Raw genomic sequence first — 24037 nt, 5'->3', positions numbered from 1 at the left:
TTATCGATTGTTTTGTCCTGCAGTCTGCGCGCGTTTAGACGCGTCAGGCACCAGACGATAAAACGTTTCGCCCGGCTTAGTCATACTGAGTTCGTTGCGTGCGCGCTCTTCAATCGCTTCCTGACCGCCATTGAGATCGTCAATTTCGGCAAAGAGCTGATCGTTACGCGCCTTAAGTTTCGCGTTTGTAGCTTGTTGCGCAGCCACATCATCGTTGACGCGGCTATAGTCATGTATGCCGTTCTTACCGAACCACAGCGAATACTGCAGCCAGACTAATAAAGCCAGCAACAGCAGCGTTAGTTTACCCATCCTGCCCCCTGAAAAACGGCATCAACATCCCATAATATCCGCAGACGACTTTACGTCCGCAGGTGGGAACGCCGCGACAACGCGGGCAAATGTACCACATTTGCCCGTTGTTACGTATACCCCGTGTAAGGAGAACATAATCTCATTGTTGGTTACGGTTTGAATTATGACCAGTCCGGCATATAGCCCCGGACGTCATTAAAAAGAAGGGAACCAGCCTAACCCAGTAGCCACATGAACAGCGCTCCGAACATCAGCCCAACCGCCAGCAGCGTAAAAGTGATGCTCAGCAGCAGTTTGCCCTTCACTAAAGAGTGTAGGGCAATACCCGCCACAATCGCGACGGGCAGTAGCGCCAGGAAAAAAGGCCAGGTATAAATAAAGAAAAACAGCGTGTTAGGACCATAAATTAGACAAGGGATCCCCAGAGCCATCATCCATGCCACAAAACCAACCACGGCCCCCGGTAATGACCAGGTGGTCTCGTCGTCGGTTTTGAAGGTATCTGACTCTGTAAAAGTAATGTTATGGCTATTACGCATATCTAATCCTGTGACCTTGACTGCCCGGGCAATACAAGTCCGGTGGTGTCTCAGGATCTGATAATATCTTGCTGCTTCAGCAGGTCTAATAATTGAGAGACCAAATTTGTTACCAATTGTTCACCATCCAGATGAATTTCAGGCGATTCAGGCGCTTCGTACACCGAGTCAATTCCGGTGAAATTGTGTAACTCCCCTGCACGCGCTTTTTTATACAGTCCTTTTGGATCGCGTAATTCACATATTTCCAGTGGCGTATCGACGAATACTTCAATAAAACGCCCATCGCCCACACGTTCACGCACCATGTGTCGCTCAGCACGGTGCGGGGAAATAAATGCGGTCAGCACCACCAGACCGGCGTCCACCATCAGATTAGCCACTTCCCCAACCCGGCGAATGTTTTCCTTACGATCGGCATCGCTAAAACCGAGATCGCTGCACAGACCGTGACGTACGTTATCGCCATCCAACAAATACGTGCTGACGCCTTGTTTATGCAAAGCCTCTTCCAGCGCCCCCGCCACCGTCGATTTACCGGAACCAGAAAGTCCGGTAAACCACAGCACAACACCACGATGTCCGTGGCGTTGCTCCCGCTGTTGCGGCGTAACAGGATGGGCATGCCAGACGACGTTTTCGTCATGCAGCGCCATTAGTTGCCTCCCAGCAAATCGCGCGCACCCCAGTGTGGGAAGTGACGGCGTACCAGTGCATTAAGTTCCAGTTCAAAGGCGCTAAACTGGGATGCAGTGACATGCTCCTGTTCGACAGGCTCACGTACCAGCCCGGCCCCAACGGTGACGTTGGTCAGACGGTCAATGATAATCAGGCCACCCGTAACCGGATTCTGCTGATAGGTATCCAGCACCAGCGGTTCATCAAAGGTCAGATCAACCAGACCAATACCGTTGAGCGGTAACGCATCAACTTCACGTTGAGTCAGATTGTTGATGTCGACCTGATACTGCACATTATCAACACGCGCACGCGTCTTTTTGCCCGCAACTTTGATGTCATAGCTCTGCCCAGGCGACAGCGGTTGTTCCGCCATCCACACGACATCCACAGCCGCACTTTGCACTGCCGGTAATGTTTCGCTGGCATCAAGCAGCAGATCGCCACGACTGATGTCGATCTCATCTTTCAGCACCAGAGTGATCGCTTCACCCGCATGAGCTTCCTGTAAGTCTCCATCGAACGTGACTATCCGCGCCACACTCGACTCAACGCCAGACGGCAGCACTTTAATCCGTTGTCCAACTTTTACGCTACCAGAGGCCAGCGTTCCGGCGTAGCCACGAAAATCGAGATTCGGTCGATTCACATACTGCACCGGGAAGCGCATCGGCTGGGTATCGACCACACGCTGGATTTCAACCGTTTCCAGAACTTCCAGCAACGTTGGGCCGCTGTACCATGGCATGCTGGCACTTTGCGAAGCCACGTTATCGCCTTCAAGCGCGGAAAGCGGCACGAAGCGGATATCCAGATTGCCCGGTAGCTGTTCAGCAAAAGTCAGATAGTCTTCGCGAATCCGGTTAAATGTCTCTTCGCGAAAGCCCACCAGATCCATTTTGTTGATTGCCACGACCAGATGCTTAATGCCAAGCAGCGTGGAGATAAAGCTGTGACGGCGAGTCTGATCCAGCACGCCTTTGCGCGCATCAATCAGCAAGATCGCCAGATCACAGGTAGACGCACCGGTCGCCATGTTGCGGGTGTACTGTTCGTGACCAGGGGTATCGGCAATGATAAATTTGCGCTTCTCGGTAGAAAAATAGCGGTAGGCCACATCGATAGTGATCCCCTGCTCACGCTCGGCTTGCAGGCCATCGACCAGCAGCGCCAGATCGAGCTTCTCGCCCTGAGTGCCATGACGTTTGCTGTCATTATGCAGCGACGAAAGCTGATCTTCGTAAATCTGACGCGTGTCATGTAGCAGACGCCCGATCAACGTACTTTTCCCATCATCCACGCTACCGCAGGTTAAAAAACGCAACAGACTTTTGTGTTGTTGGGCGACCATCCAGGCTTCAACGCCGCCTTCATTGGCAATTTGTTGTGCAAGTGTAGTGTTCATGGCGGCTCCTTAGAAATACCCCTGACGTTTCTTCAGCTCCATGGAGCCCGCCTGGTCGCGATCTATTACGCGCCCCTGACGTTCACTGGTGGTTGAGACCAGCATCTCTTCAATAATTTCCGGCAGCGTTTGCGCATTCGACTCCACGGCACCGGTTAGCGGCCAGCAGCCGAGCGTGCGAAAACGCACCATACGTTTTTTGATAACTTCGCCCGGCTGCAAATCGATCCTGTCGTCGTCAATCATCATCAGCATACCGTCACGTTCAAGGACCGGACGCTCCGCTGCCAGGTACAGCGGAACAATGTCGATATTCTCCAGCCAGATGTACTGCCAGATATCCTGCTCGGTCCAGTTAGAGAGCGGAAACACGCGAATACTCTCGCCTTTGTTTATCTGCCCGTTGTAGTTGTGCCACAGTTCCGGACGCTGGTTTTTTGGGTCCCAGCGATGAAAACGGTCACGAAAGGAGTAAATACGCTCTTTAGCGCGCGATTTCTCTTCATCACGACGAGCACCACCGAACGCGGCATCAAAACCGTATTTATTCAGAGCTTGCTTCAGCCCTTCGGTTTTCATGATGTCAGTATGCTTGGCGCTACCATGGACAAACGGGTTGATCCCCATTGCCACCCCTTCCGGGTTTTTATGCACCAGCAGTTCGCAACCATAAGCTTTCGCCGTACGGTCACGAAATTCATACATCTCGCTAAATTTCCAGCCGGTATCAACGTGAAGCAAAGGGAATGGCAGCGTGCCTGGATAAAACGCTTTGCGCGCCAGATGCAGCATTACGCTGGAGTCTTTGCCGATGGAATACATCATCACCGGATTAGAAAACTCGGCGGCCACCTCACGAATGATATGGATGCTTTCCGCTTCCAGTTGCCGCAGGTGGGTAAGTCGTTTTTGATCCATAACCGTTCCTATGTAATGCCGCTATTTTGCTAACGATACTCAGATAACTCGACTATAGGGAGCGCAGGGGAGCGAATGAAATTACGAATTGGAATGAGTAGTTCCTCAAAGGAATAACGATCTGGAAAAGCAAATATCAAAAAGTGCTTAAGCTACCGAATTTCGGGCATTTAGGAGCAAATGAAATTGTTTTACCGCGATCACGGTTTCATACTAGCGGTTAAAAATTTATGCTTGGTATTTAAGGACTCATTATGTTTTCCGCATTGCGCCACCTTCCTGCTGCCCTGGCGCTCGGCGTATGCTTTATCCTTCCCGCACAGGCAACATCCGAGAAACCCGGAGTTATCGCTAATACTCAGGCTCGATATATAGCAACGTTCTTTCCTGGGCGCATGACTGGTTCTCCCGCCGAAATGTTGTCCGCTGATTATTTGCGTCAGCAATTTGAACAGATGGGATACCGCAGTGATATTCGGACATTTAATAGCCGCTATGTTTATACCGCCAAAAATAATCGTAAAAACTGGCATAACATAACGGGAAGCACCGTAATAGCAGCGCATGAAGGCAAAGCGCCACAGCAGATTATTATTATGGCGCACCTCGATACCTATGCCCCACAAAGCGATGCCGATTCCGATGCCAATCTGGGTGGTTTAACCTTGCAGGGAATCGACGACAACGCCGCAGGTCTGGGCGTCATGCTGGAGCTGGCAGAAAAACTAAAAAATGTACCGACGCAATACGGCATTCGCTTTATCGCCACCAGCGGTGAGGAAGAAGGCAAGCTCGGTGCGGAGAACGTGCTCAAACGCATGAGCGCAGCAGAAAAGAAAAATACGCTGTTGGTCATTAACCTCGATAACCTTATCGTCGGCGATAAGCTCTATTTCAACAGTGGACAAAAAACCCCCGAAGCGGTACGAAAACTCACACGCGATCGGGCGCTGGCTATCGCCCACAGCCGGGGCATTACCGCCAGCACCAATCCGGGTATGAACAAGGACTATCCGAAGGGAACAGGATGTTGTAACGATGCGGAGGTTTTCGACAAAGCGGGAATTTCTGTGCTCTCCGTTGAAGCAACAAACTGGAATCTGGGCAAAAAAGACGGCTATCAGCAGCGGGCCAAAAGCGCCTCATTCCCCGCCGGCAACAGCTGGCATGATATACGGCTGGATAACCAACAGCATATCGATAAAGTGCTACCTGGCCGTATTGAACACCGTAGCCGCGACGTAGTACGCATTATGTTGCCGTTGGTGAAAGAGCTGGCGAAAGCGGGTTAATACACAAAATTAATGCCCGGTAGCGGATAGAGCTTACCGGGCCTTTTACCACTTCAACCTTCGTGCAGGCCACACTCGCGTTTAAGCCCGAAGAAACGCGTCTCTTCTTCTGCCATGCCCGGTTCCCATTTACGGGTAGTATGGGTATCGCCCACCGAGAGGTAGCCCTGATCCCACAATGGATGATATTTCAGCCCGTGTTGCTGCAGGTACTGGTACACCGTCCGGTTGTCCCAGTCGATAATCGGTAGCAGTTTAAATACCCCGCGCTGAATGGCCAGCACCGGTAAATGCGCGCGGCTTCCGGACTGTTCACGACGCAGACCTGCAAACCAGGTTTGCGCATTCAGCTCTTTCAGCGCACGGTTCATCGGTTCAACTTTGTTGATGTCATTGTATTTCTCAATGCCCTCAACGCCCTGCTCCCACAGTTTGCCGTAGCGCGCCTCCTGCCAGGCAGCGCTCTCCTTAGCCCGATAGACCTGCAAATTAAGCTTGAGCTTGTCTGTTAACTCGTCAATGAATTGATAGGTTTCCGGGAACAGATAACCGGTATCGGTGAGGATCACCGGAATATCCGGACGGATCTGATTCACCAGATGCAAGCTGACCGCCGCCTGAATACCAAAGCTTGATGAAAGCACATACTCGCCAGGCAGGTTTTCCAGCGCCCACGCCACTCGCTCTTGCGCGCTTAGTTTTTCCAGTTGGCTGTTGGTTTCCGCCAACGCCATGACACGCTCAACTTTTGGTAGCGCGTTCAATGCGTTTAGATCGAGTTCGGACATCGTTACCTCACTTATTGCCTGATGGTGCTGCGCATCTCAGGCCTACAATCGTGCAGTAGGCCGGATAAGACATTCATGCCGCCATCCGGCAATTTCACATTATTCCCAGAGATCCCGAGCGGGATCGAGCACCGGGCGAATAATGCCCGCACGCACCGTAAAGTCTCCGAATCCTTCACCCGCTTCGCGTTCTTTCACCCAGCGCCCAATCAGTTCATCCATCAATGCCAGAATTTCCGGCTCGGTGATATTCTCTTTGAACATGCGTGGAATGCGCGTACCGATACGGTTTCCGCCCAGATGCAGGTTGTAACGCCCTGGCGCTTTCCCCACCAGCCCAACTTCCGCCAGCATCGCGCGTCCGCAACCGTTCGGGCAGCCTGTTACACGCATTACAATATGTTCATCACTCACGCCATGCTTCGCCATCAGCGTGTCGATGTTATCAATAAACGTCGGCAGGAAGCGTTCAGCTTCAGCCATCGCCAGCGGGCAGGTCGGGAACGACACGCAAGCCATCGAGTTTTCACGTTGCGGGGTAACAGCATTCATCAGGCCGCTGTCACGCGCTATCTTTTCAATCTTCGCTTTCTGATTGTCCGGCACACCGGCAATGATCAGGTTCTGGTTCGCCGTAATACGGAACTCACCTTTGTGGATCTTCGAGATTTCCAGTAGTCCCGTTTTCAGCGGACGTCCAGGATAATCCAGAATACGACCATTCTCGATAAACAGCGTCAGGTGCCATTTATTATCGATACCCTTCACCCATCCAATACGATCGCCGCGCCCCGTAAATTCATACGGGCGAATCGGTTCGAATTTGATACCTGCACGACGCTCGACTTCCGCTTTGAAGGTCTCCACGCCCACGCGTTCCAGCGTGTATTTCGTTTTGGCATTTTTACGGTCGGTACGGTTGCCCCAGTCGCGCTGAGTCGTGACCACCGCTTCCGCCACCGCTAAAGTATGTTCCAGCGGCAGATAGCCAAATTCACTGGCTGTACGCGCATAGGTTTTCTTGTTGCCGTGCTCAATAGAAAGCCCGCCACCGACCAGAAGGTTAAAGCCCACCAGTTTGCCGTTTTCTGCGACCGCCACAAAGTTCATATCGTTAGCATGCAGATCGATATCGTTTTGCGGTGGGATCACCACCGTGGTTTTGAACTTACGCGGCAGATAGGTTTGCCCCAAAATCGGCTCTTCATCGGTCGTTGCGACTTTTTCCTGATCGAGCCAGATCTCCGCATAAGCGCGAGTGCGCGGTAGCAAATGTTCAGAGATCTTTTTCGCCCACTCGTAAGCTTCCGCGTGTAGCTCAGACTCATACGGGTTGGAGGTGCACAACACGTTACGGTTCATGTCGTTGGCGGTCGCCAGTGCGTCCAGCCCGACCGAATGCAGCATCTGATGCACCGGTTTGACATTCTTTTTCAGAATACCGTGGAACTGGAAGGTCTGGCGGTTAGTCAGACGAATGCTGCCGTAAATGGTGTTGTCGTGGGCAAACTTATCGATCGCCTGCCACTGTTTGGTGGTGATAACACCGCCCGGCAGGCGGCAGCGCAGCAGCATCGCGTGACGCGGCTCCAGCTTCTGCTCGGCGCGTTCGGCGCGAATATCGCGGTCATCCTGCTGGTACATCCCGTGAAAACGGATCAGCAGAAAGTTATCACCTTTGAAACCACCGGTGAGACCGTCATTTAAATCTTCGGCAATGGTGCCACGCAGATAGTTGCTTTCCAGCTTCATACGTTCAGCGTCGGACAGCTTACCTTCGACCACCAGTGGTCCTGGATGTTTTTCACTCATTAGTAGACATCTCGCTGATAACGGCGCTCAACGCGCAGCTCACTTAAAAATTCATCTGCCGCTTCGGTATCCATACCACCGAATTCGGCAATCACTTCCAGCAAAGCCTGCTCAACATCTTTCGCCATGCGATTGGCGTCGCCGCAGACATAAATGTGCGCACCGTCATTAATCCAGCGCCACAGTTCCGCACCTTGTTGGCGCAGTTTATCTTGTACGTAGACTTTTTCTTTTTGGTCACGAGACCAGGCGAGATCGATACGGCTCAGCACACCCTCTTTGACGTAGCGCTGCCATTCCACCTGATACAGGAAATCTTCAGTAAAGTGCGGGTTGCCAAAGAACAACCAGTTTTTGCCCGACGCTTCATCAGCAGCGCGTTGCTGCATAAAAGCGCGGAACGGCGCAATGCCAGTGCCAGGACCAATCATAATCACCGGCGTTTCAGGGTTAGCTGGCAGACGGAAGTTGTCGTTATGTTCAATGAACACACGCACTTCACCTTCTTCTTCAACGCGATCGGCGAGGAAGCTGGAAGCACCACCAGCACGCGCGCGGCCTTCAACTTCAAAACGCACAGCACCAACGGTGACATGCACTTCGCTTTCCACCTCTGCCTGTGAGGACGCAATGGAGTACAACCGAGGTGTCAGCGGACGCAACAGACCCGTTAACGCGTTAGCGTCCAGTTGTGCCGGAGAGAAGCGCAGCATATCGACAATCGGAGTCGTCGCCGCGTAATGTTGTAATTGCGCTTTATCGCCTACCAGCGGCAGTAATGTTTCACTGCGCGTTAAGCTGGCGTAATTCTCCACGATATTGGCTGTGTTAACCGTCAGTTCGAAATGCCACTGTAAGGCTTCAGTGAGCGGTATTAATTTCCCATCAACCGTGACAGGTTCATCACCTTTCAGCCATAACAGTTCTACGATCTCTTTCACTAAGGCTGGATCGTTTTGATACCAGACTCCTAAGGCATCGCCCGGCTGATAACGCAGACCCGAATCGCCAAGATCGATTTCAATATGGCGTACATCTTTTTCAGAGTCACGTCCGGTAATTTTCTGGTTCACAGAAAGGGAAGCACTGAGCGGCGCCTCTTTGGTATACGGACTGGTATGCACCTCGTTCACAGCACCACTTGCTGCGGTCTGGACAGAAGATGCAGCGGGGGCACGAGCCTTCAGCACATCAACCAGACGAGCACGCCATTCTGCCGCCGCGGTCTGGTATTCAACATCCGCATCCACACGATCGAGCAAACGTTCACCGCCAAGCTCCGCCAGTTTGCTATCGAAGTCTTTTCCAGACTGGCAGAAAAACTCGTAAGAGGTATCTCCGAGACCAAAAACAGCAAAGGCGGTGTTTTCAAGCTTCGGCGCTTTTTTAGAGAACAGGAACTTATGCAGCGCCACCGCTTCTTCCGCTGGTTCACCTTCCCCCTGAGTCGATGCCACCACAACCAGCAATTTTTCGTTAGCGATTTGTTTGAACTTATAGTCGCCGGCATTGATCAGGGTGACATTGAGTTTCGCGGCGAGCAGATCGTCGCGCAGAGCTTCCGCCACACGGCGGGCATTGCCGGTCTGTGAAGCGGAAATAAGCGTGATCCCCGGAACGTCAACGACAGGCGCAGGTGAAGCAACATTTGCGCCCGGCTGCTGATTCAGCACGCCCCAGAAATAGCCAGAAACCCACGCAAGCTGCGAGGGCGAGAGATCGTTCGTGGCCGCCTGAAGGCGTGCCAGTTGCTCCGGGTTTAGCGGAAGCAAAGCAGAAGGTGGGGCCTGTGTCGTCATGCGTTGTCATGTTCCAGTAAGCAAAGCGGATTTCAGCAATAAAACCCAAACTGAAGATAAGGTTAACGGTGGTGATAGTCACAACTAAAGAAGTGATGGAAATAACAAATAACCAAATGGACTAACTTGTTTTAGCTATAGTTATTAACAGCAAAAACGATTATCTAATCACATGAAATTAAAGAAAATAAAAAAGTTAACATCGATAAATAGCGCAATCAGGTGCTGAACGCCGTTTTAGTTAATGATAAAAAACGTACTTTCCGGTACCCTACGGCGGTTTTTCGTATCATTGAGAGCTAATCATGACCACCACCCTGTTTAAAGATTTCACCTTCGAAGCCGCCCACCGCCTGCCGCATGTACCGGAAGGACATAAATGTGGCCGCCTGCATGGTCACTCATTTATGGTGCGTCTTGAAATTACCGGTGAAGTCGATCCGCATACCGGTTGGATCATGGATTTTTCTGAGCTGAAAGCAGCGTTTAAGCCGACATACGATCGTCTGGATCACTACTACCTGAACGATATTCCGGGTCTGTCCAATCCTACCAGCGAAGTGCTGGCAAAATGGATTTGGGATGAGGTAAAACCTGTCGTCCCTCTGCTGAGCGCAGTGATGGTGAAAGAGACCTGCACGGCGGGTTGCGTCTATCGCGGCGAGTGATTTAATCGGATGTGTCAGCGGTCAACATTCCTTGTCTGACAGTCTGTTAGGGTTATGTGCTCTGGATATCTGGAGCACAACATGGCTGACGATTTCGATATTATTATCATCGGTGCAGGGATAGCAGGCACCGCTTGTGCTTTACGCTGTGCACGTGCAGGGCTGACAGTCCTGTTACTCGAACGCGGCGAAATTCCTGGCAGTAAAAACCTTTCCGGCGGACGTCTGTACTGTCATGCACTAAGCGAACTCCTGCCCAACTTCCAACAATCTGCGCCACTTGAGCGCCGCATTACCCAGGAAAACCTCACATTATTAACGCATAGTGGTGCAACGACATACTCCAGCCTGCAACCTGATGGAGACTCATGGACCCTGCTGCGCTCCCGTTTCGATCCGTGGTTTGTCGCTCAAGCACAGGCCGAAGGTGTGCAGTTTATCAGCGGTGTTACAGTTGAAGCACTCCATGTTGAAGATGGCAAAGTCTGCGGCATCATTGCCGATAATGAGAGTCTACGCGCCCGCTATGTGGTACTGGCTGAAGGGGCCAACAGCGTGCTGGCAGAACGGTATGGTTTTCTGCCGCGCCCTGCGACAAGTACGATGGCGCTCGGGATTAAAGAGACGCTGGCGCTGGATACACAGACGATCCAGGAACGCTTTCGACTGAACGGCAATGAAGGCGCAGCTATGCTGTTTAGCGGAGAGGTCTGCGGGGATCTGCCCGGCGGCGCGTTTCTTTATACCAATCAGCAAACGCTTTCATTCGGCGTCGTTTGTCCGCTATCTTCCATTGCACAGAGTGACATTCCAACAGCCGACATACTGACGCGGCTCAAAACGCACCCAGCGCTCCATCCCCTGCTAAGAGACAGCGAAACACTGGAGTATGGCGCACATCTGGTGCCGGAAGGTGGTCTGCACAGTATGCCGGAGCGATACGCTGGAGAAGGTTGGCTACTGGTGGGCGATGCGCTGCGCAGCTGCGTCAATACTGGTTTTTCCGTACGTGGTATGGATATGGCGCTCATCGGTGCTAAGGCGGCAGCACAAACGCTAATCAACGCCTGTCGGAAACCAGAGCAGCAAAACCTGTTCCCTGCCTATCATCAGGAAATTCAACACAGCCTGCTTTGGGATGTTCTGCAACGCTACCAGCATGTTCCCGCATTGCTGCAACGCCCCGGCTGGTATCACCAGTGGCCTGCGCTTATGCAGGCCATTTCTCATGAAATCTGGGAACAAGGGAATCATCCTGTTCCCCCTCTGCGTCAGATCGTCTGGCGTCAGTTTCGTCGTCACGGCCTGCGTCATCTGGCTGGCGATATTATCAGGAGTTTACGATGTCTGTAGCCCGTAATATCTGGCGTCCCACCGACGTTGCACATATCGTTCCAGCTCCCGCCGTCGACAGAGACATGGCGGAACTGCTGATCAAAACATGTCCCGCTGGACTGTTTTCCCTTACGCCAGAAGGTGAACTGCGTGTCGATTTTCGCGGCTGCCTGGAGTGTGGGACCTGTCGACTGTTATGCGATGAAAAAACGCTGCAACAGTGGCGCTACCCTGCATCTTCATTTGGCATCACTTACCGCTTTGGTTAATTTATAAGGATAATCTATGCCTCTGTTACATCTGCTCCGCCAGAATCCGGTGATCGCCGCCGTGAAAGATAACGCCAGTCTGCAATTAGCCATCGATTCCGATTGCCAGTTCATCTCCGTTCTCTACGGTAATATTTGCACCATTAGCAACATCGTAAAGAAGATAAAAAATGCCGGTAAATACGCCTTTATCCACGTAGATCTGCTGGAGGGAGCATCGAATAAGGAGGTCGTGATCCAGTTTCTGAAGCTGGTCACCGAAGCGGATGGCATCATTAGTACTAAAGCGCCAATGCTGAAAGCGGCGCGGGCGGAAGGTTTTTTCTGCATCCATCGCTTGTTTATTGTCGATTCCATCTCTTTTCACAACATTGATAAGCAGGTGGCACAGTCGAATCCGGACTGTATTGAGATCCTGCCTGGTTGTATGCCAAAAGTGCTGGGCTGGGTGACAGAAAAAATACGCCAGCCGCTGATTGCCGGAGGTCTGGTATGTGATGAAGAGGACGCTCGCAACGTGATGAAAGCCGGTGTGGCGGCGCTTTCGACCACCAACACCGACGTCTGGACGCTGGCAAAAAAACTGAATTAAGTTTCTGCGCAGGCTGCCAGCGCCTCAAGCACCGGTAGCCAGTCGTCAATAATCCCTACATCCGCCTGTGAGAAAACAGGCGCACTGGAGTCATTATTTATCGCCACAACAAAACGACTCTGCCTTACTCCAGCCATCAACGCCGCCGCGCCGGATGCGCCAGCCACAATACAGACATCCGGCGAAAGCAGATGCCCCGATATGCCAATCACGCGCTCTGCATCAAAACCGCCGTTCATCACCCGCGCACGGCTGTACCCCACCTCGGCACGAATTCCCTGCCCCAGAGCGGTAATTTTATCCGCACCAACCTCACTTCCACCCTGCCCGACCACCAGCACACGATCGGCCTGCAGCAGAGGATGCGTGCTGACGTCATTTACGCTCTCCACCTCATCCAGCCAGTCAGGCAGCACTGTAGGCATAATGTGATGTTCTACCATCAAAGGAAGGGAATGACCTGAATTGTTCATCTCTGCTTGTCGTGCCAACGACAGGCACAAGGGACGCTTGTTGATTTGCAATGTTGCCGTCAATGCATTCCCCCAGTGCGATTTGATCACTAGTCCTTGTTGTGCATCCAGAGTCTGTACCTGGCAAACGCAGCCGCCGTGCAGGCGCCAGGCCAGTCGTGTCGCCAGCTCGTCGCCCAATGGCCCTGCCGGAAAAACCAGGATCTCGACAGGCGTCAGCAGCCACTGTGCCGCCAGTGCGTCCAGCACCTGTTCCGCCACATCCGCAATTGGCTCGATAATCCAGCGTTCCAGCTCCTCCACACTGAGGTCATTCGCCGCCAGCCATCCAGCCAGAGCATCACTCTCAAGAGAGTTCGTAATAATCGCTATCTTCATGGCTGCATCCTCTGACACAAATAGTCCTGCCATAATATGCGGGCTTTTTCCTGCGTTGTTGCGCCGTCGATAATGGTGGCGTTACGCCGTTGTTCTGGGCGCGCCAGCTTCTGGCACTGAACTATTGGGGTTTTATCGGGGACGGCGGGCTGGCGAACAATCTCAGCTTTTGACGCCGCCAGACGCTGACGCATCCCCGGTACGGGTAGTGCCATTTCCCCACACTGCCTGACGGCAATCACCGCCGGAAGCCGCACCCGACAACGGCGAAGCCCGGTTACGGTTCGCTGGTCAATCACAATAAAAGGCTGTTCGAGCGTAAAACGTTCTACCTGAGTGAAGCAGGGCCACGCCAGCATTTCAGCCACCAGAAACGGCGTCTGCCCGTTTTGCCCTTCGCTACTCTGACAACCAGTAATAATCAAATCCGCACCGTGATCGCGCTGCCAGCCAGCGATCTGTCGGGCAATGAATTCCGCAGCAAAGCGCAGATCCCCAGAGGCCTCCAGCAGCACTGACGTATCAAAACCCAACGCAGCAAAATAACGTAGCCAGTGGATCACCCGTTCATCACCAATGCTTAACGCAGTCAACGCCATATTGCAGCCATCACGACGCTGCGCCAGCAGCAGCGAAGCTGCCGCCTGCTCATCTGCGCCGGGTGAACAGCGCAGCATGGCGGTATCGGGACCAGATACCCCTGCCGTCGCGGCCAACCAGTCTTTTTCCGCCAGCATCCCCTGATCCGGTTCCGCCTTAAATGCTAACAGTATGTTCATTCGCGCCTCCCTGTCTTTTGTCCACGTTCCCGGCAACCGCCAGCGACAAAGCCTTCGTTTCTGGGGCCCAGAGCCAGGTCACGCCAAACCCAATCAGTAATACGCCTGTCAACAGTAACAATGTTGTCTCCATTCCCCATTGTGCAAGCGTCCAGGGTAACAGGCCGGTACTGATAGCTGCGCCAAGTCGGCTCATCGCGGTGGCGAACCCAACCCCCAGCGAACGGATATCCGTCGGAAAACTTTCAGCAGGCAGAATTCCCACTAAATTACTGACAGCGGATATCATTGTGCTGAACAGCACAAATAACATCAGCGTAAAAGAGCTACCTGAGGGTAAAAAAGCCATCGTGAAAAGCGTTGCCGCCAGCAGCAAAAAGCTCCAGAGCAGGAACTTTCGGTGAGTCAGCAGATGCGTCAATAGCAGCCCTAACAAAGAACCAGCAATCAGCAACGTATTCAACAGCAGACTGGCAGTCAGCGCATCTTCAAGACCGATAGTCTGAGCAATCGTGGGCAGCCAGGTGTAGATAACAAACCACGGGATCACCAGACAGACAAAGAACACGCTGTTAAAAACAGTTCGCCGCCAGTAGCGGGCAGAAAACAGCGTTTTGATATGCTTACCAGACGGCGTCGCCACTTCATCACCCAGCAGCACGTGCGGGCCAAAGTAGCGACTCACGATAGCATGAGCTTCGGCGAAACGCCCCTGGCGCAGTAACCATCGTGGCGATTCCGGCGTTCCCCAACGTAACAGTGTAATCAGCAATGCAGGCAATGCCGCCGATGCCAACAACCAGCGCCAGGCCTCGGGGCTTTCCAGAATAAAGTGGTGACCAACCAGGCTTGCCAGCACGTAGCCAATGGTCCATACCACACTGAATGCACCCAGCAATACCCCACGATGTCGACGCGGCGAAAACTCAGCTAACAAGGTATGACCTACAGAGTAATCGCCCCCCAGCCCGATACCAACCAGGATCCGCAGGGTAATAAGCTGTTCCGGCGAGGTCACGAAAAATTGTAAAAAAGAAGCGATAGTGATCAGCACAAAGCTAAAAGTGAATATCTTCTGGCGGCCTAAGTGATCGGACACCCATCCCAACACCAGACTGCCAAGAAACAGCCCGAGCAGCGCCGAACCGCCAATCATCCCGGTCATAAACGGCGTCAGTTGCATCGCGGGTGTTAACTGAATAATGGCGTAACCGACGACGCCAAGCACATAGCCGTCGGTAAGGTGAGCACCAAAGGTCAACGCGGCAATACGACAGTGAAAACCGTTAAGCGGTAAATCGTCCATTCGCACCGGTGAAGTGTTCATTTCCACTCCTTCATCGTCCGGTATAAAAACGGCTTCCCGGTTGAGAAGCCGTTTGGTGCCTATTTTTCAATCGGATAGATCGTTCCCATGTTCATAATACCATTCGGATCAAACTGACGTTTGAGACCTTCCATCAGCGGCCACGCGCTACCATGTTCCAGTTTGCTCCAGTGAACGCGGTGCTTACCAATACCGTGATGATGCACCATTGAACCGCCCAGACGGATCGTCTCTTCGCAGATGATCTTATTGAGCGGGTTATGGTACTTATCAATCTCCTCTTCAGGCTTACAGTCCACTACGTTGTAGTCATAAACAAAGTACATGTTGGTACCGTTAATATAACTGTGAGAAGAGTGACCACCCAGCATGGTGATATCGTCCGCATGCGGAAACTCATTACGGATACGATTGAGTACATTTTCATAGATTTGATGGATGCAACTCCAGCAACCGGAGACTTCCGTGGTGAACCCCATGTTTCCGGTTTTCAGGATCTGCACACGTTCGGCGGCCACTTTCTCTGGCCCCCAGTTCAGATGATTAAACCAGTTTTCAATAAGCTTACTGTCCACACGCTTGCACTGCGGGTAACGCGCCACGATCTCTGCAATACCTTCGCCAGTCGCGCGCGCCAGCCGCGGATTACCCTCCGCCATAAAGATCAACACGCATTTTCCATCAGCAAAATGGGTAAAGTGCTGGGTACCATCCTCTGCATCGTACAGGCGCGCAATGGAGGGACGGTATCCTTCCACCATCACTTCACGCAGTATGTCGAAGCCGGTTTTCATATCATCCAGTACGTAGCCGTAGTACAGGTTGTTCTCTGGAGTAAATTTGAAGATTTTCACCGTCACTTCAGTGATGTAGCACAGCGCCCCTTCATTACCGATAATAATGTGACGAATATCAGGCCCCGCAGCACGACGCGGTACGTTCTTTATACGGGTTACTGTACCGTCCGCCAACACAGCTTCCAGCCCCACCACCATATCTTCAATCGCGCCGTACAGCGTGGAGAACTGCCCGATGCTACGAGTAGCAACCAACCCCCCCATTTGCGCCAACGGCTTAGACTGCGGAGAGTGCCCGGTGGTATACCCCTTTTCACGCAGCGCATTTTCCAGAATCTCAAGAGGTACGCCGCATTGTGCAGTAGCCTGCATGTTCTCAATATCAATATTCAGGATCTGGTTCATCCCGGCACCATCCAGCACCACGGAATCTTTAACAACAGTTTCCAGGCCCCCCTCAGTTGCGGATGCGCCGGTGCGCGGCACCCCATTGATTTTATGCTGATTCATAAACTGCAGAACGCGAGAAACTTGCTCCGTCGAACCGAGTTTTACAACTGCTGCCGGAATAGGTAGTGTGTAAACGCCGTGGATATCCGCATATTTACGAAAACGGTCAATACTGTTTTTCTTTAATACGGTTTCATCGGTAATTACACTATCAGCCCCAACAATTTCCTTTAACTGGTCAACAATCGCATCGCGAGATAAAGACATAGCCATTCCTTCCTGATAATTAATACGGAATAATTAATAAAGACAGAAACCACCTGCCAGGTATCAGCGAACTAAATAACCACCATCAACGACCAGTAAATGACCGTTAACATAATTAGAAGCCTGGCTGGCCAAAAATATTGCCGCCCCCATTAAATCCTGGGTGTCACCCCAACGATTGGCCGGGATGTGATCCAGTACACGCTGATTCGTTTCCGGATTACTGCGTGTAGCCAATGTAATATCTGTTGCATAATAACCTGGAGCAATACCGTTCACCTGAATATTATACTGACCTAATTCATCGCAATACGCTTTGGTAAAACCAGCAAGCGCATGTTTAGTAGCCGAATAAGCCGGAGACCATTGTCCACCAAGGTAAGAAAACAAGGAGCAAATATTGATAATTTTACCGCTATTTTGTGGAATCATAATTTTTGCGGCTTCGTAGCTCAATTCAAATGCTGCTGTCAGGTTGACATCAATCATCGGGTCCCAGTCCGCACGCCCAAAGTCCAGAACCTTATTCAACTTACAAATCCCGGCATTATTCACCAGAATATCGACAGTCCCAAAACGCTCGCAGCAGGCGGCGATTATCTTCTGTGGCGCACCTTTTTCGGTGATATCCACCTGCATAAATTCAACTTCAACCCCCTGTTTTTCAATAATTTCTTTTGTCTCACCATTATCTTTTACAAAGCTTGGAATAAACAGGTTAGCCCCGGCTTTTGCCAGTGCCATCGCAAAGGCCTGGCCCAGCCCGCTGTTCCCCCCTGTCACAATTGCCGTTTTCCCTTTCAGGGAGAAAAAATTCATTGAGAATGCGTTGAGAGATTCGATCGACATAGTTAGCTCCAAATTCTTTTAGGCAAAAAAAAAGAAAGGCAACTTCCCCTGCAAGAGGGAAGTCACCTTTCTCATTATCTCTGGTAACATGGATAAGGTTTTATCACAGGGATAAAATATCAAACGTGATCAATATCACAGATGTTTAGTTCATTTTTCCATTATAGCAAAAAACAAGAATCGTGATTATTCTCACACTATAATAACTTCTTCCATGTTATTTCTAAACGCAATTACTAGAGACCTGAGAAAAGTAATCCTCCTGAAAAGGCGGCTTACTTTTCTCTTTTTTTTGTCTATTGAAGATAGGGATTCGATATGCAACAAAATTCATATCGCCGTTGGATAACTCTCGCTATTATTAGTTTTAGCGGAGGTGTCAGTTTTGATTTAGCTTATTTACGTTATATATATCAAATCCCAATGGCAAAATTTATGGGATTTAGTAATACCGAAATTGGGCTAATAATGAGTACCTTCGGCATTGCCGCTATTATTCTATATGCTCCCAGCGGCATTATTGCTGATAAGTTCTCTCATCGCAAAATGATTACCTCAGCAATGGTCATTACCGGATTACTTGGACTGGTAATGGCAACTTTTCCTCCGCTATGGGTCATGCTCTGTATTCAGGTAGCGTTCGCAATAACAACCATTTTAATGCTGTGGTCAGTCTCGATTAAAGCCGCTTCTCTGCTGGGTGACCACAGTGAACAAGGGAAAATAATGGGCTGGATGGAAGGACTGCGCGGCGTCGGCGTGATGTCACTGGCAGTCTTTACCATGTGGATCTTTTCTCGATTTGCGCCGAACGACAGCGACAGTCTGAAAGCCGTGATCCTGATTTACAGCGTTGTTTATATCCTGCTGGGCATTTTGTGCTGGTTCTTCGTTAGCGACGGTAACAATCACATCAACACCGCTAAAGAAGAAAAACAAGCATTCCAGCTCAGCGATATTCTGGCGGTGTTACGAATTAGTACCACCTGGTATTGCAGCATGGTGATTTTTGGCGTGTTTACCATCTACGCCATCCTCAGTTATTCCACCAACTATCTGACCGAAATGTATGGCATGTCTCTGGTCGCTGCGAGTTACATGGGGATTGTGATCAACAAAATTTTTCGTGCTATCTGTGGTCCTTTGGGCGGCATCATTACTACTTACAGCAGAATTAAATCTCCCATACGCGTGATTCGACTGCTCTCTATTGTCGGGGCAGTGACGCTGATTGCATTGCTGGCAACCAACTCAAATCCACAGTCCGTCGTCATGGGGATTGGTCTGATCCTGCTGTTAGGTTTCACCTGTTATGCCTCACGAGGACTTTACTGGGCCTGTCCTGGCGAAGCCAGAACGCCGACTTACATTATGGGTACCACCGTGGGTATCTGCTCGGTTATCGGTTTCCTGCCAGACGTTTTTGTTTATCCGATCGTGGGTCACTGGCAGGACACTCTCCCTGCAGCAGAAGCCTATCGCAACATGTGGCTGATGGGACTGACGGCGCTTTGCATCGTCATATTCTTTACCTTTTTACTGTCTCGCAAAATCCGTATTACCAACAGCACACCGGAAAAGATGACATCACTGGCCGCAGAAACCTCCGGCGAGTGAGGATGGAAAATTAAAGGAGAATGACAATGTCGAAGAAATACATCATTGGAATTGATGGTGGAAGTCAGAGTACGAAGGTTGTGATGTACGATCTGCAAGGGAATGTCATTTGCGAGGGCAAAGGGCTGTTGCAGCCTATGTATACTCCGGATGCTGATACGGCAGAGCATCCCGATGACGATCTGTGGACCTCTTTATGCTTCGCTGGGCGAGAGTTGATGAGTCAGTTTTCGGGAGATAAAAATGACATTATCGGGATTGGACTGGGATCTATTCGCTGCTGTCGTGCTCTACTGAAAGCAGACGGAACACCTGCCGCACCGCTGATTAGCTGGCAAGATGCGCGTGTAACCCGTCCCTATGAGCACATCAATCCCGATGTGGCGTATGTCACCTCATTTTCAGGTTATCTCTCACATCGTTTAACAGGCGAATTTAAAGATAATATCGCTAACTATTTTGGTCAGTGGCCGGTGGATTACAAAACATGGGCATGGAGCGACGATCATGAGGTGCTGAAGAAGTTTAATATCCCGCGCAAGATGCTGTTTGATGTTCAAATGCCGGGAACAATACTTGGGCATCTTACTGAAGAAGCCGCACAGGCAACAAACTTCCCTGCCGGGTTGCCCGTGGTTTGCACTACCAGCGATAAGCCGGTAGAGGCTCTCGGTGCCGGACTGCAGGACGACGATACTGCAGTTATCTCATTAGGAACCTATATTGCTCTGATGATGAATGGCAAAACGCTGCCAAAAGATCCTGTTGCGTACTGGCCTATTATGTCTTCAATTCCAGAAATCCTGATTTATGAAGGCTATGGCATCCGCAAAGGCATGTGGACGGTCAGTTGGCTGCGCGATATGTTGGGTGAATCACTGATTCAGGATGCCAAAGCGCAGGATCTTTCACCAGAAGATTTGCTGAACAAAAAGGCCGCCTGTGTACCGCCAGGCTGTAATGGCCTGATGACCGTTCTGGACTGGCTTACCAACCCCTGGGAACCGTTTAAACGTGGAATTATGATCGGCTTTGATTCCAGCATGGATTACGCATGGATATACCGTTCTATTCTGGAGAGCGTTGCGCTGACGCTGAAAAACAATTACGACAACATGTGCAATGAAAGGGAGCACTTTGCAAAACATATCATCGTCACTGGCGGAGGTTCAAACAGCGATCTGTTTATGCAGATCTTTGCCGATGTTTTCAACCTCCCCACAAAACGTAATGCCATTAACGGCTGTGCGAGTCTGGGAGCAGCGATTAACACAGCGGTAGGATTGGGGTTGTACCCAAACTATGAGACGGCGATTGAAAAAATGGTACGGGTTAAAGATGTATTCATGCCGATAGAGAACAATGCCAGGCGCTATGAAGCACTGAACAAAGGGATCTTCCGCGATTTAACACAACACACTGATGTGATTTTGAAAAAATCGTATGAAGTACTGCATGGTAATCTGGGTAATGTCGACTCAATTCAAAGTTGGTCAAACGCGTAATTTGCCCTTTCATGCCTGATGACGGCATAAACGCCTTATCCGACCTACAGGAGTCTGTTCGTTGTAGGCCGGATAAACGCAGTCCCATCAGGCAATATTCAAATACTTGTGCGTTTGCATCGACAAACGCCAGTTGCGTGCAATACAGGTATCAATACACAGGCGCGTGGCATCTTCCTTCTGACTGATTGGCTGTAAGGCAATGATTCGCGGTTTATCATCAGTCAACGTTGCCAACAGTTCATCCAACGCTTCAATATCGCGAACACGGCCAACCGGGTGCTTGATTTCATTGGCACGTTCCAGCGCCTGTGACAGCACGTCGTAGCCACCGCGCATATTCACCTTCGGCGATACTGTCACCCAGGTATTCGGCGTGCAGCGCACTTCATGTGTGCCACTGGTCTCAATCTGGCAACTGAAACCGTTCTTTTCCAGCAAATCAGTAAGTGGCATCAGGTCATGGATACAAGGTTCACCGCCGGTGATCACCACATGACGGGCGGTATAGCCCTGACGCTGAATCACCGTCAGCAGATCTTCGCTGCTTGCCGCCCCCCACTTGTCACTTTCTTTAGTTTTCGCAAGGATGCTGTATAAGGAGACTTCCCGATCCTCAAGCTTATCCCAGGTGTGTTTGGTATCGCACCAGGCACAGCCAACCGGGCATCCCTGTAAACGAATGAAAATGGCGGGGACGCCGGTAAAGTAACCCTCACCTTGCAGGGTCTGGAACATCTCGTTAATCGGGTACTGCATAGTCTTCTCAATATGGGGATAAACGATAATTATCGCAGATCCCCACCAAAGTATCATGCCCGATCGTTGCTTTACGACGCGATTGCCGTGACAAAGCGTGCCGTTATTTGCTGTGGACGGGTGATAGCGCCCCCCACCACCACGGTGTATGCGCCCAATGCCAGGCATTGTGCGGCCCGTTCAGGGGTATCGACATTCCCCTCCGCCACCACCGGCAGAGTAACCGCAGCCAGCACCTCACGTAAAAAACCACAGTCATTATCCGCAAACACATGCCCGACAGACTCTGCCGTATAGCCATAAAGAGTTGTACCCACGCAGTCAAAACCCAGTCGTTCGGCAGTGACGGCTTCGTCGACGTTGGAGATATCCGCCATCAACAACACGGATGGGTAGCGTGCGCGGATCTGCACAACCAGCTCTTCCAGCGTTTGCCCACCGGGACGTGGGCGCGCAGTTGCATCAAGGGCGATAATCTCTGGCTCAACGGTCATCAACTCATCCACCTCCTGCATGGTAGCGGTGATAAACACTTCGCTCCCCGGGTAATCGCGTTTGATGATCCCAATGATCGGCAGTGCGACGCTCTCTTTAATGGCGCGTATGTCCGCTACACTGTTTGCACGAATACCAGCCGCCCCACCCTGCGCTGCCGCCAGCGCCATACGTGACATGATAAACGGGCTGTGCAGAGGTTCATTTTCCAGCGCCTGGCAGGAGACAATTAACTTACCTTTCAGCGAATCTAATACAGTTTTCATTACGATAAGATCTCTTCAACTTCATTTTTGATAATGGTGACGTGCGGGCCATAGATCACCTGAACACCATTGCCACGAATAATCACACCACGCGCCCCGGTTGCTTTCAGCGCCGCTTCATTAACTTTGCTGCCATCTTTCACCGTCACGCGTAAACGCGTAGCACAACAATCCACCTCTTCCAGATTCTCTTTGCCCCCAAGTCCGGCGACCACGGCTGCTGCTCGTTCACTTTGAGGCAGTGTGTTTTCTACGGATGTTGCGTTCTCGCGGCCCGGCGTCAGCCAGCCAAAGCGATTTATCAAATAGCGGAAGGTGAAGTAATACAGGAAGAACCACGGCACACCCACCATAGGCACGTACATCCAGTTGGTTTTCGCTTCGCCCTGCAACACACCAAAGAGGATGAAATCGATAAGTCCACCCGAGAAGGTTTGACCGATGGTGATATGTAAAATATGAGCAATCATAAACGCCAGTCCATCGAAGAAGGCGTGAATGACATATAAGACAGGAGCCACAAACAGGAAGGAGAACTCAATCGGCTCAGTGATGCCGGTCAGGAAAGAGGTCAAGGCGGCTGACAGCAGCAGACCGGCGACAACTTTTTTGTTCTCTGACTTAGCGGTGTGATACATCGCCAGACATGCTCCAAGCAGGCCGAACATCATGGTGATGAAGCGCCCGGACATAAAGCGTGAGGTACCCACATAGAACTGCTGGGTGTTCGGATCGGCAAGCTGAGCAAAGAAAATACGCTGCGTGCCTTCGACCAGTTGGCCGTTAACGATTTCACTGCCACCGAGCGCCGTCGTCCAGAACGGCAGATAAAAGATATGATGCAAGCCCAATGGGCCAAGCATACGCAGAATAAAGCCGTACAGCAGCGTACCCAGGTAACCTGTTGCATCCACAAGGCCACCCAGTCCAAAAATAAGTTTCTGGAAATGAGGCCAGACGACCGTCATAGCGGCACCCACGGCAATCGCCGCGAGCGAGCTAATAATCGGCACAAAGCGCGAGCCGCTAAAGAAACCCAGAAACTGTGGTAGCGAGACTTTATTAAAGCGACTGTGCAGCGCGCAAGTGACCAGACCAATCACCACACCACCAAATACGCCCGTTTCCAGCGTCTGGATACCAAGCGTCATCCCCTGACCAACAGCCCCCGGGTTTTCATGCGCCAGCGTCCCGTTCAGGATCAGCAAGGCGTTGATGGTGGCATTCATCACCAGAAACGCCAGCAGCGCTGCAAGCCCCGCCGTGCCTTTATCCGTTTTCGCCAGGCCTACCGCCACCCCAACGGCAAAGAGCACCGACAGGTTGGCAAACACAATGGAACCCGCGCTGGTCATGATAGTGAAGATAGCCTGCAACCAGTCGACATCTAAAAACGGATAGGCCGTCAGCGTATTAGGGTTCGATAATGCACCACCAATGCCCAACAGCAGTCCCGCAGCGGGCAAGATCGCAATCGGCAGCATGAACGATTTACCGAACCGCTGCGCCTTTTCAAACCACGCCCCAGAGGAAGCGCCGCTAAACATTTTCATCATTTTTCATTTCTCCTGATTGTTGATGAAAATTTTTACCATAATTAATTTAATAAATGAAAATTACCATCAAAAACCAGGAAGTCGATCATACTTTTTTAAAATGTCTGGC

At 51.2% G+C, this 24037-nt stretch carries 22 protein-coding genes and 1 pseudogene; 7 read left to right on the top strand and 16 right to left on the bottom strand.

What is annotated here, in order from left to right:
* The 5 genes from ftsB to cysD all read right to left on the bottom strand — a co-directional run bounded on the left by ftsB (position 1) and on the right by cysD (position 3855).
* Positions 1-312, bottom strand: a complete 312-nt coding sequence (gene ftsB / locus SK36_RS02450) for a cell division protein FtsB (protein ID WP_003034163.1) — start codon at positions 310-312, stop codon at positions 1-3.
* A 218-nt stretch (positions 313-530) separates the two neighbouring features.
* Positions 531-854, bottom strand: a complete 324-nt coding sequence (locus tag SK36_RS02445) for a DUF3561 family protein (protein WP_045446796.1) — start codon at positions 852-854, stop codon at positions 531-533.
* Between the two features lie 50 nt (positions 855-904).
* The gene (gene cysC / locus SK36_RS02440) at positions 905-1510 is read right to left on the bottom strand and encodes an adenylyl-sulfate kinase (protein ID WP_045446799.1); all 606 of its coding nucleotides are present in this window, start codon (positions 1508-1510) and stop codon (positions 905-907) included.
* The gene (gene cysN, locus SK36_RS02435; RefSeq protein WP_045446802.1) at positions 1510-2937 is read right to left on the bottom strand and encodes a sulfate adenylyltransferase subunit CysN; all 1428 of its coding nucleotides are present in this window, start codon (positions 2935-2937) and stop codon (positions 1510-1512) included. The genes cysC and cysN overlap by 1 nt, the downstream gene beginning before the upstream one ends.
* 9 nt (positions 2938-2946) lie before the next feature.
* Positions 2947-3855: a sulfate adenylyltransferase subunit CysD gene (gene cysD, locus SK36_RS02430; RefSeq protein WP_003034152.1), complete on the bottom strand. Its 909-nt coding sequence runs from the start codon at positions 3853-3855 to the stop codon at positions 2947-2949.
* Between the two features lie 254 nt (positions 3856-4109).
* Here cysD and SK36_RS02425 point away from each other — a divergent pair, with 254 nt between their 5' ends.
* Entirely contained in the window at positions 4110-5147 is a 1038-nt protein-coding gene (locus SK36_RS02425) for an aminopeptidase (protein ID WP_045446805.1), read from the top strand.
* A gap of 53 nt (positions 5148-5200) precedes the next feature.
* Here SK36_RS02425 and cysH read toward each other — a convergent pair whose 3' ends face one another.
* The 3 genes from cysH to cysJ form a co-directional block, all read right to left on the bottom strand.
* The gene (gene cysH / locus SK36_RS02420) at positions 5201-5935 is read right to left on the bottom strand and encodes a phosphoadenosine phosphosulfate reductase (RefSeq protein ID WP_048220666.1); all 735 of its coding nucleotides are present in this window, start codon (positions 5933-5935) and stop codon (positions 5201-5203) included.
* A gap of 99 nt (positions 5936-6034) precedes the next feature.
* Positions 6035-7747, bottom strand: coding sequence for an assimilatory sulfite reductase (NADPH) hemoprotein subunit (cysI, locus tag SK36_RS02415; RefSeq protein WP_048220665.1), 1713 nt, complete (start codon positions 7745-7747; stop codon positions 6035-6037).
* Positions 7747-9546 (bottom strand): NADPH-dependent assimilatory sulfite reductase flavoprotein subunit, encoded by a 1800-nt coding sequence (gene cysJ, locus SK36_RS02410; protein WP_048220663.1) that lies wholly within the window; start codon positions 9544-9546, stop codon positions 7747-7749. The genes cysI and cysJ overlap by 1 nt, the downstream gene beginning before the upstream one ends.
* Before the next feature lie 305 nt (positions 9547-9851).
* Here cysJ and queD point away from each other — a divergent pair, with 305 nt between their 5' ends.
* From queD to SK36_RS02390, 4 genes are all read left to right on the top strand, one after another.
* Positions 9852-10214, top strand: a complete 363-nt coding sequence (queD, locus tag SK36_RS02405; protein ID WP_045446818.1) for a 6-carboxytetrahydropterin synthase QueD — start codon at positions 9852-9854, stop codon at positions 10212-10214.
* Between the two features lie 81 nt (positions 10215-10295).
* Positions 10296-11567 carry an FAD-dependent oxidoreductase gene (locus tag SK36_RS02400; RefSeq protein WP_048220662.1) on the top strand — a complete coding sequence of 424 codons (1272 nt, stop codon included), beginning with the start codon at positions 10296-10298 and terminating at the stop codon, positions 11565-11567.
* Positions 11558-11818, top strand: coding sequence for a ferredoxin family protein (locus SK36_RS02395; protein ID WP_045446823.1), 261 nt, complete (start codon positions 11558-11560; stop codon positions 11816-11818). The genes SK36_RS02400 and SK36_RS02395 overlap by 10 nt, the downstream gene beginning before the upstream one ends.
* A gap of 16 nt (positions 11819-11834) precedes the next feature.
* On the top strand, positions 11835-12410 hold the full coding sequence (locus tag SK36_RS02390) for a glycerol-3-phosphate responsive antiterminator (protein WP_045446827.1): 576 nt from the start codon (positions 11835-11837) through the stop codon (positions 12408-12410).
* Here SK36_RS02390 and SK36_RS02385 read toward each other — a convergent pair.
* The 5 genes and pseudogenes from SK36_RS02385 to SK36_RS02365 form a co-directional block, all read right to left on the bottom strand.
* Complete coding sequence (locus SK36_RS02385) at positions 12407-13261, bottom strand: electron transfer flavoprotein subunit alpha/FixB family protein (RefSeq protein WP_045446830.1); 855 nt, start codon at positions 13259-13261, stop codon at positions 12407-12409. The genes SK36_RS02390 and SK36_RS02385 overlap by 4 nt on opposite strands.
* Positions 13258-14040 carry an adenine nucleotide alpha hydrolase family protein gene (locus SK36_RS02380; RefSeq protein ID WP_045446833.1) on the bottom strand — a complete coding sequence of 261 codons (783 nt, stop codon included), beginning with the start codon at positions 14038-14040 and terminating at the stop codon, positions 13258-13260. The genes SK36_RS02385 and SK36_RS02380 overlap by 4 nt, the downstream gene beginning before the upstream one ends.
* Positions 14018-15417: pseudogene (locus SK36_RS02375) on the bottom strand (MFS transporter); the annotation flags it as partial. The gene SK36_RS02380 and the pseudogene SK36_RS02375, both read right to left, overlap by 23 nt.
* A gap of 9 nt (positions 15418-15426) precedes the next feature.
* A complete protein-coding gene (locus SK36_RS02370; protein WP_045446839.1) occupies positions 15427-16881 on the bottom strand; it encodes an FAD-binding oxidoreductase in 1455 nt (484 codons plus the stop codon).
* Between the two features lie 63 nt (positions 16882-16944).
* Entirely contained in the window at positions 16945-17730 is a 786-nt protein-coding gene (locus tag SK36_RS02365; RefSeq protein WP_016154226.1) for an SDR family oxidoreductase, read from the bottom strand.
* A gap of 318 nt (positions 17731-18048) precedes the next feature.
* Between SK36_RS02365 and SK36_RS02360 the strand changes: the two genes are divergently transcribed.
* Together SK36_RS02360 and SK36_RS02355 are read left to right on the top strand one after the other, a co-directional pair.
* Positions 18049-19347, top strand: coding sequence for an MFS transporter (locus SK36_RS02360; RefSeq protein WP_048220660.1), 1299 nt, complete (start codon positions 18049-18051; stop codon positions 19345-19347).
* Between the two features lie 26 nt (positions 19348-19373).
* Positions 19374-20852: an FGGY-family carbohydrate kinase gene (locus tag SK36_RS02355; protein WP_048220659.1), complete on the top strand. Its 1479-nt coding sequence runs from the start codon at positions 19374-19376 to the stop codon at positions 20850-20852.
* 87 nt (positions 20853-20939) lie between these two features.
* Here the strand turns inward: SK36_RS02355 and queE are convergent, their stop codons facing one another.
* The 3 genes from queE to SK36_RS02340 form a co-directional block, all read right to left on the bottom strand.
* Positions 20940-21611 carry a 7-carboxy-7-deazaguanine synthase QueE gene (gene queE / locus SK36_RS02350; protein ID WP_045446849.1) on the bottom strand — a complete coding sequence of 224 codons (672 nt, stop codon included), beginning with the start codon at positions 21609-21611 and terminating at the stop codon, positions 20940-20942.
* Between the two features lie 71 nt (positions 21612-21682).
* Complete coding sequence (locus SK36_RS02345) at positions 21683-22372, bottom strand: N-acetylmannosamine-6-phosphate 2-epimerase (RefSeq protein ID WP_048220658.1); 690 nt, start codon at positions 22370-22372, stop codon at positions 21683-21685.
* Positions 22372-23928 carry a PTS transporter subunit EIIC gene (locus tag SK36_RS02340; RefSeq protein WP_045446856.1) on the bottom strand — a complete coding sequence of 519 codons (1557 nt, stop codon included), beginning with the start codon at positions 23926-23928 and terminating at the stop codon, positions 22372-22374. Before SK36_RS02340 ends, SK36_RS02345 begins: the two co-directional genes overlap by 1 nt.
* Positions 23929-24037 lie beyond the last annotated feature (109 nt).

It is taken from the genome of Citrobacter sp. MGH106, from assembly GCF_001037495.1.
GTDB lineage: Bacteria > Pseudomonadota > Gammaproteobacteria > Enterobacterales > Enterobacteriaceae > Citrobacter > Citrobacter murliniae.
Note: the sequence above shows the minus strand (reverse complement) of the source record. Positions and strands in the feature narration are given on the sequence as shown.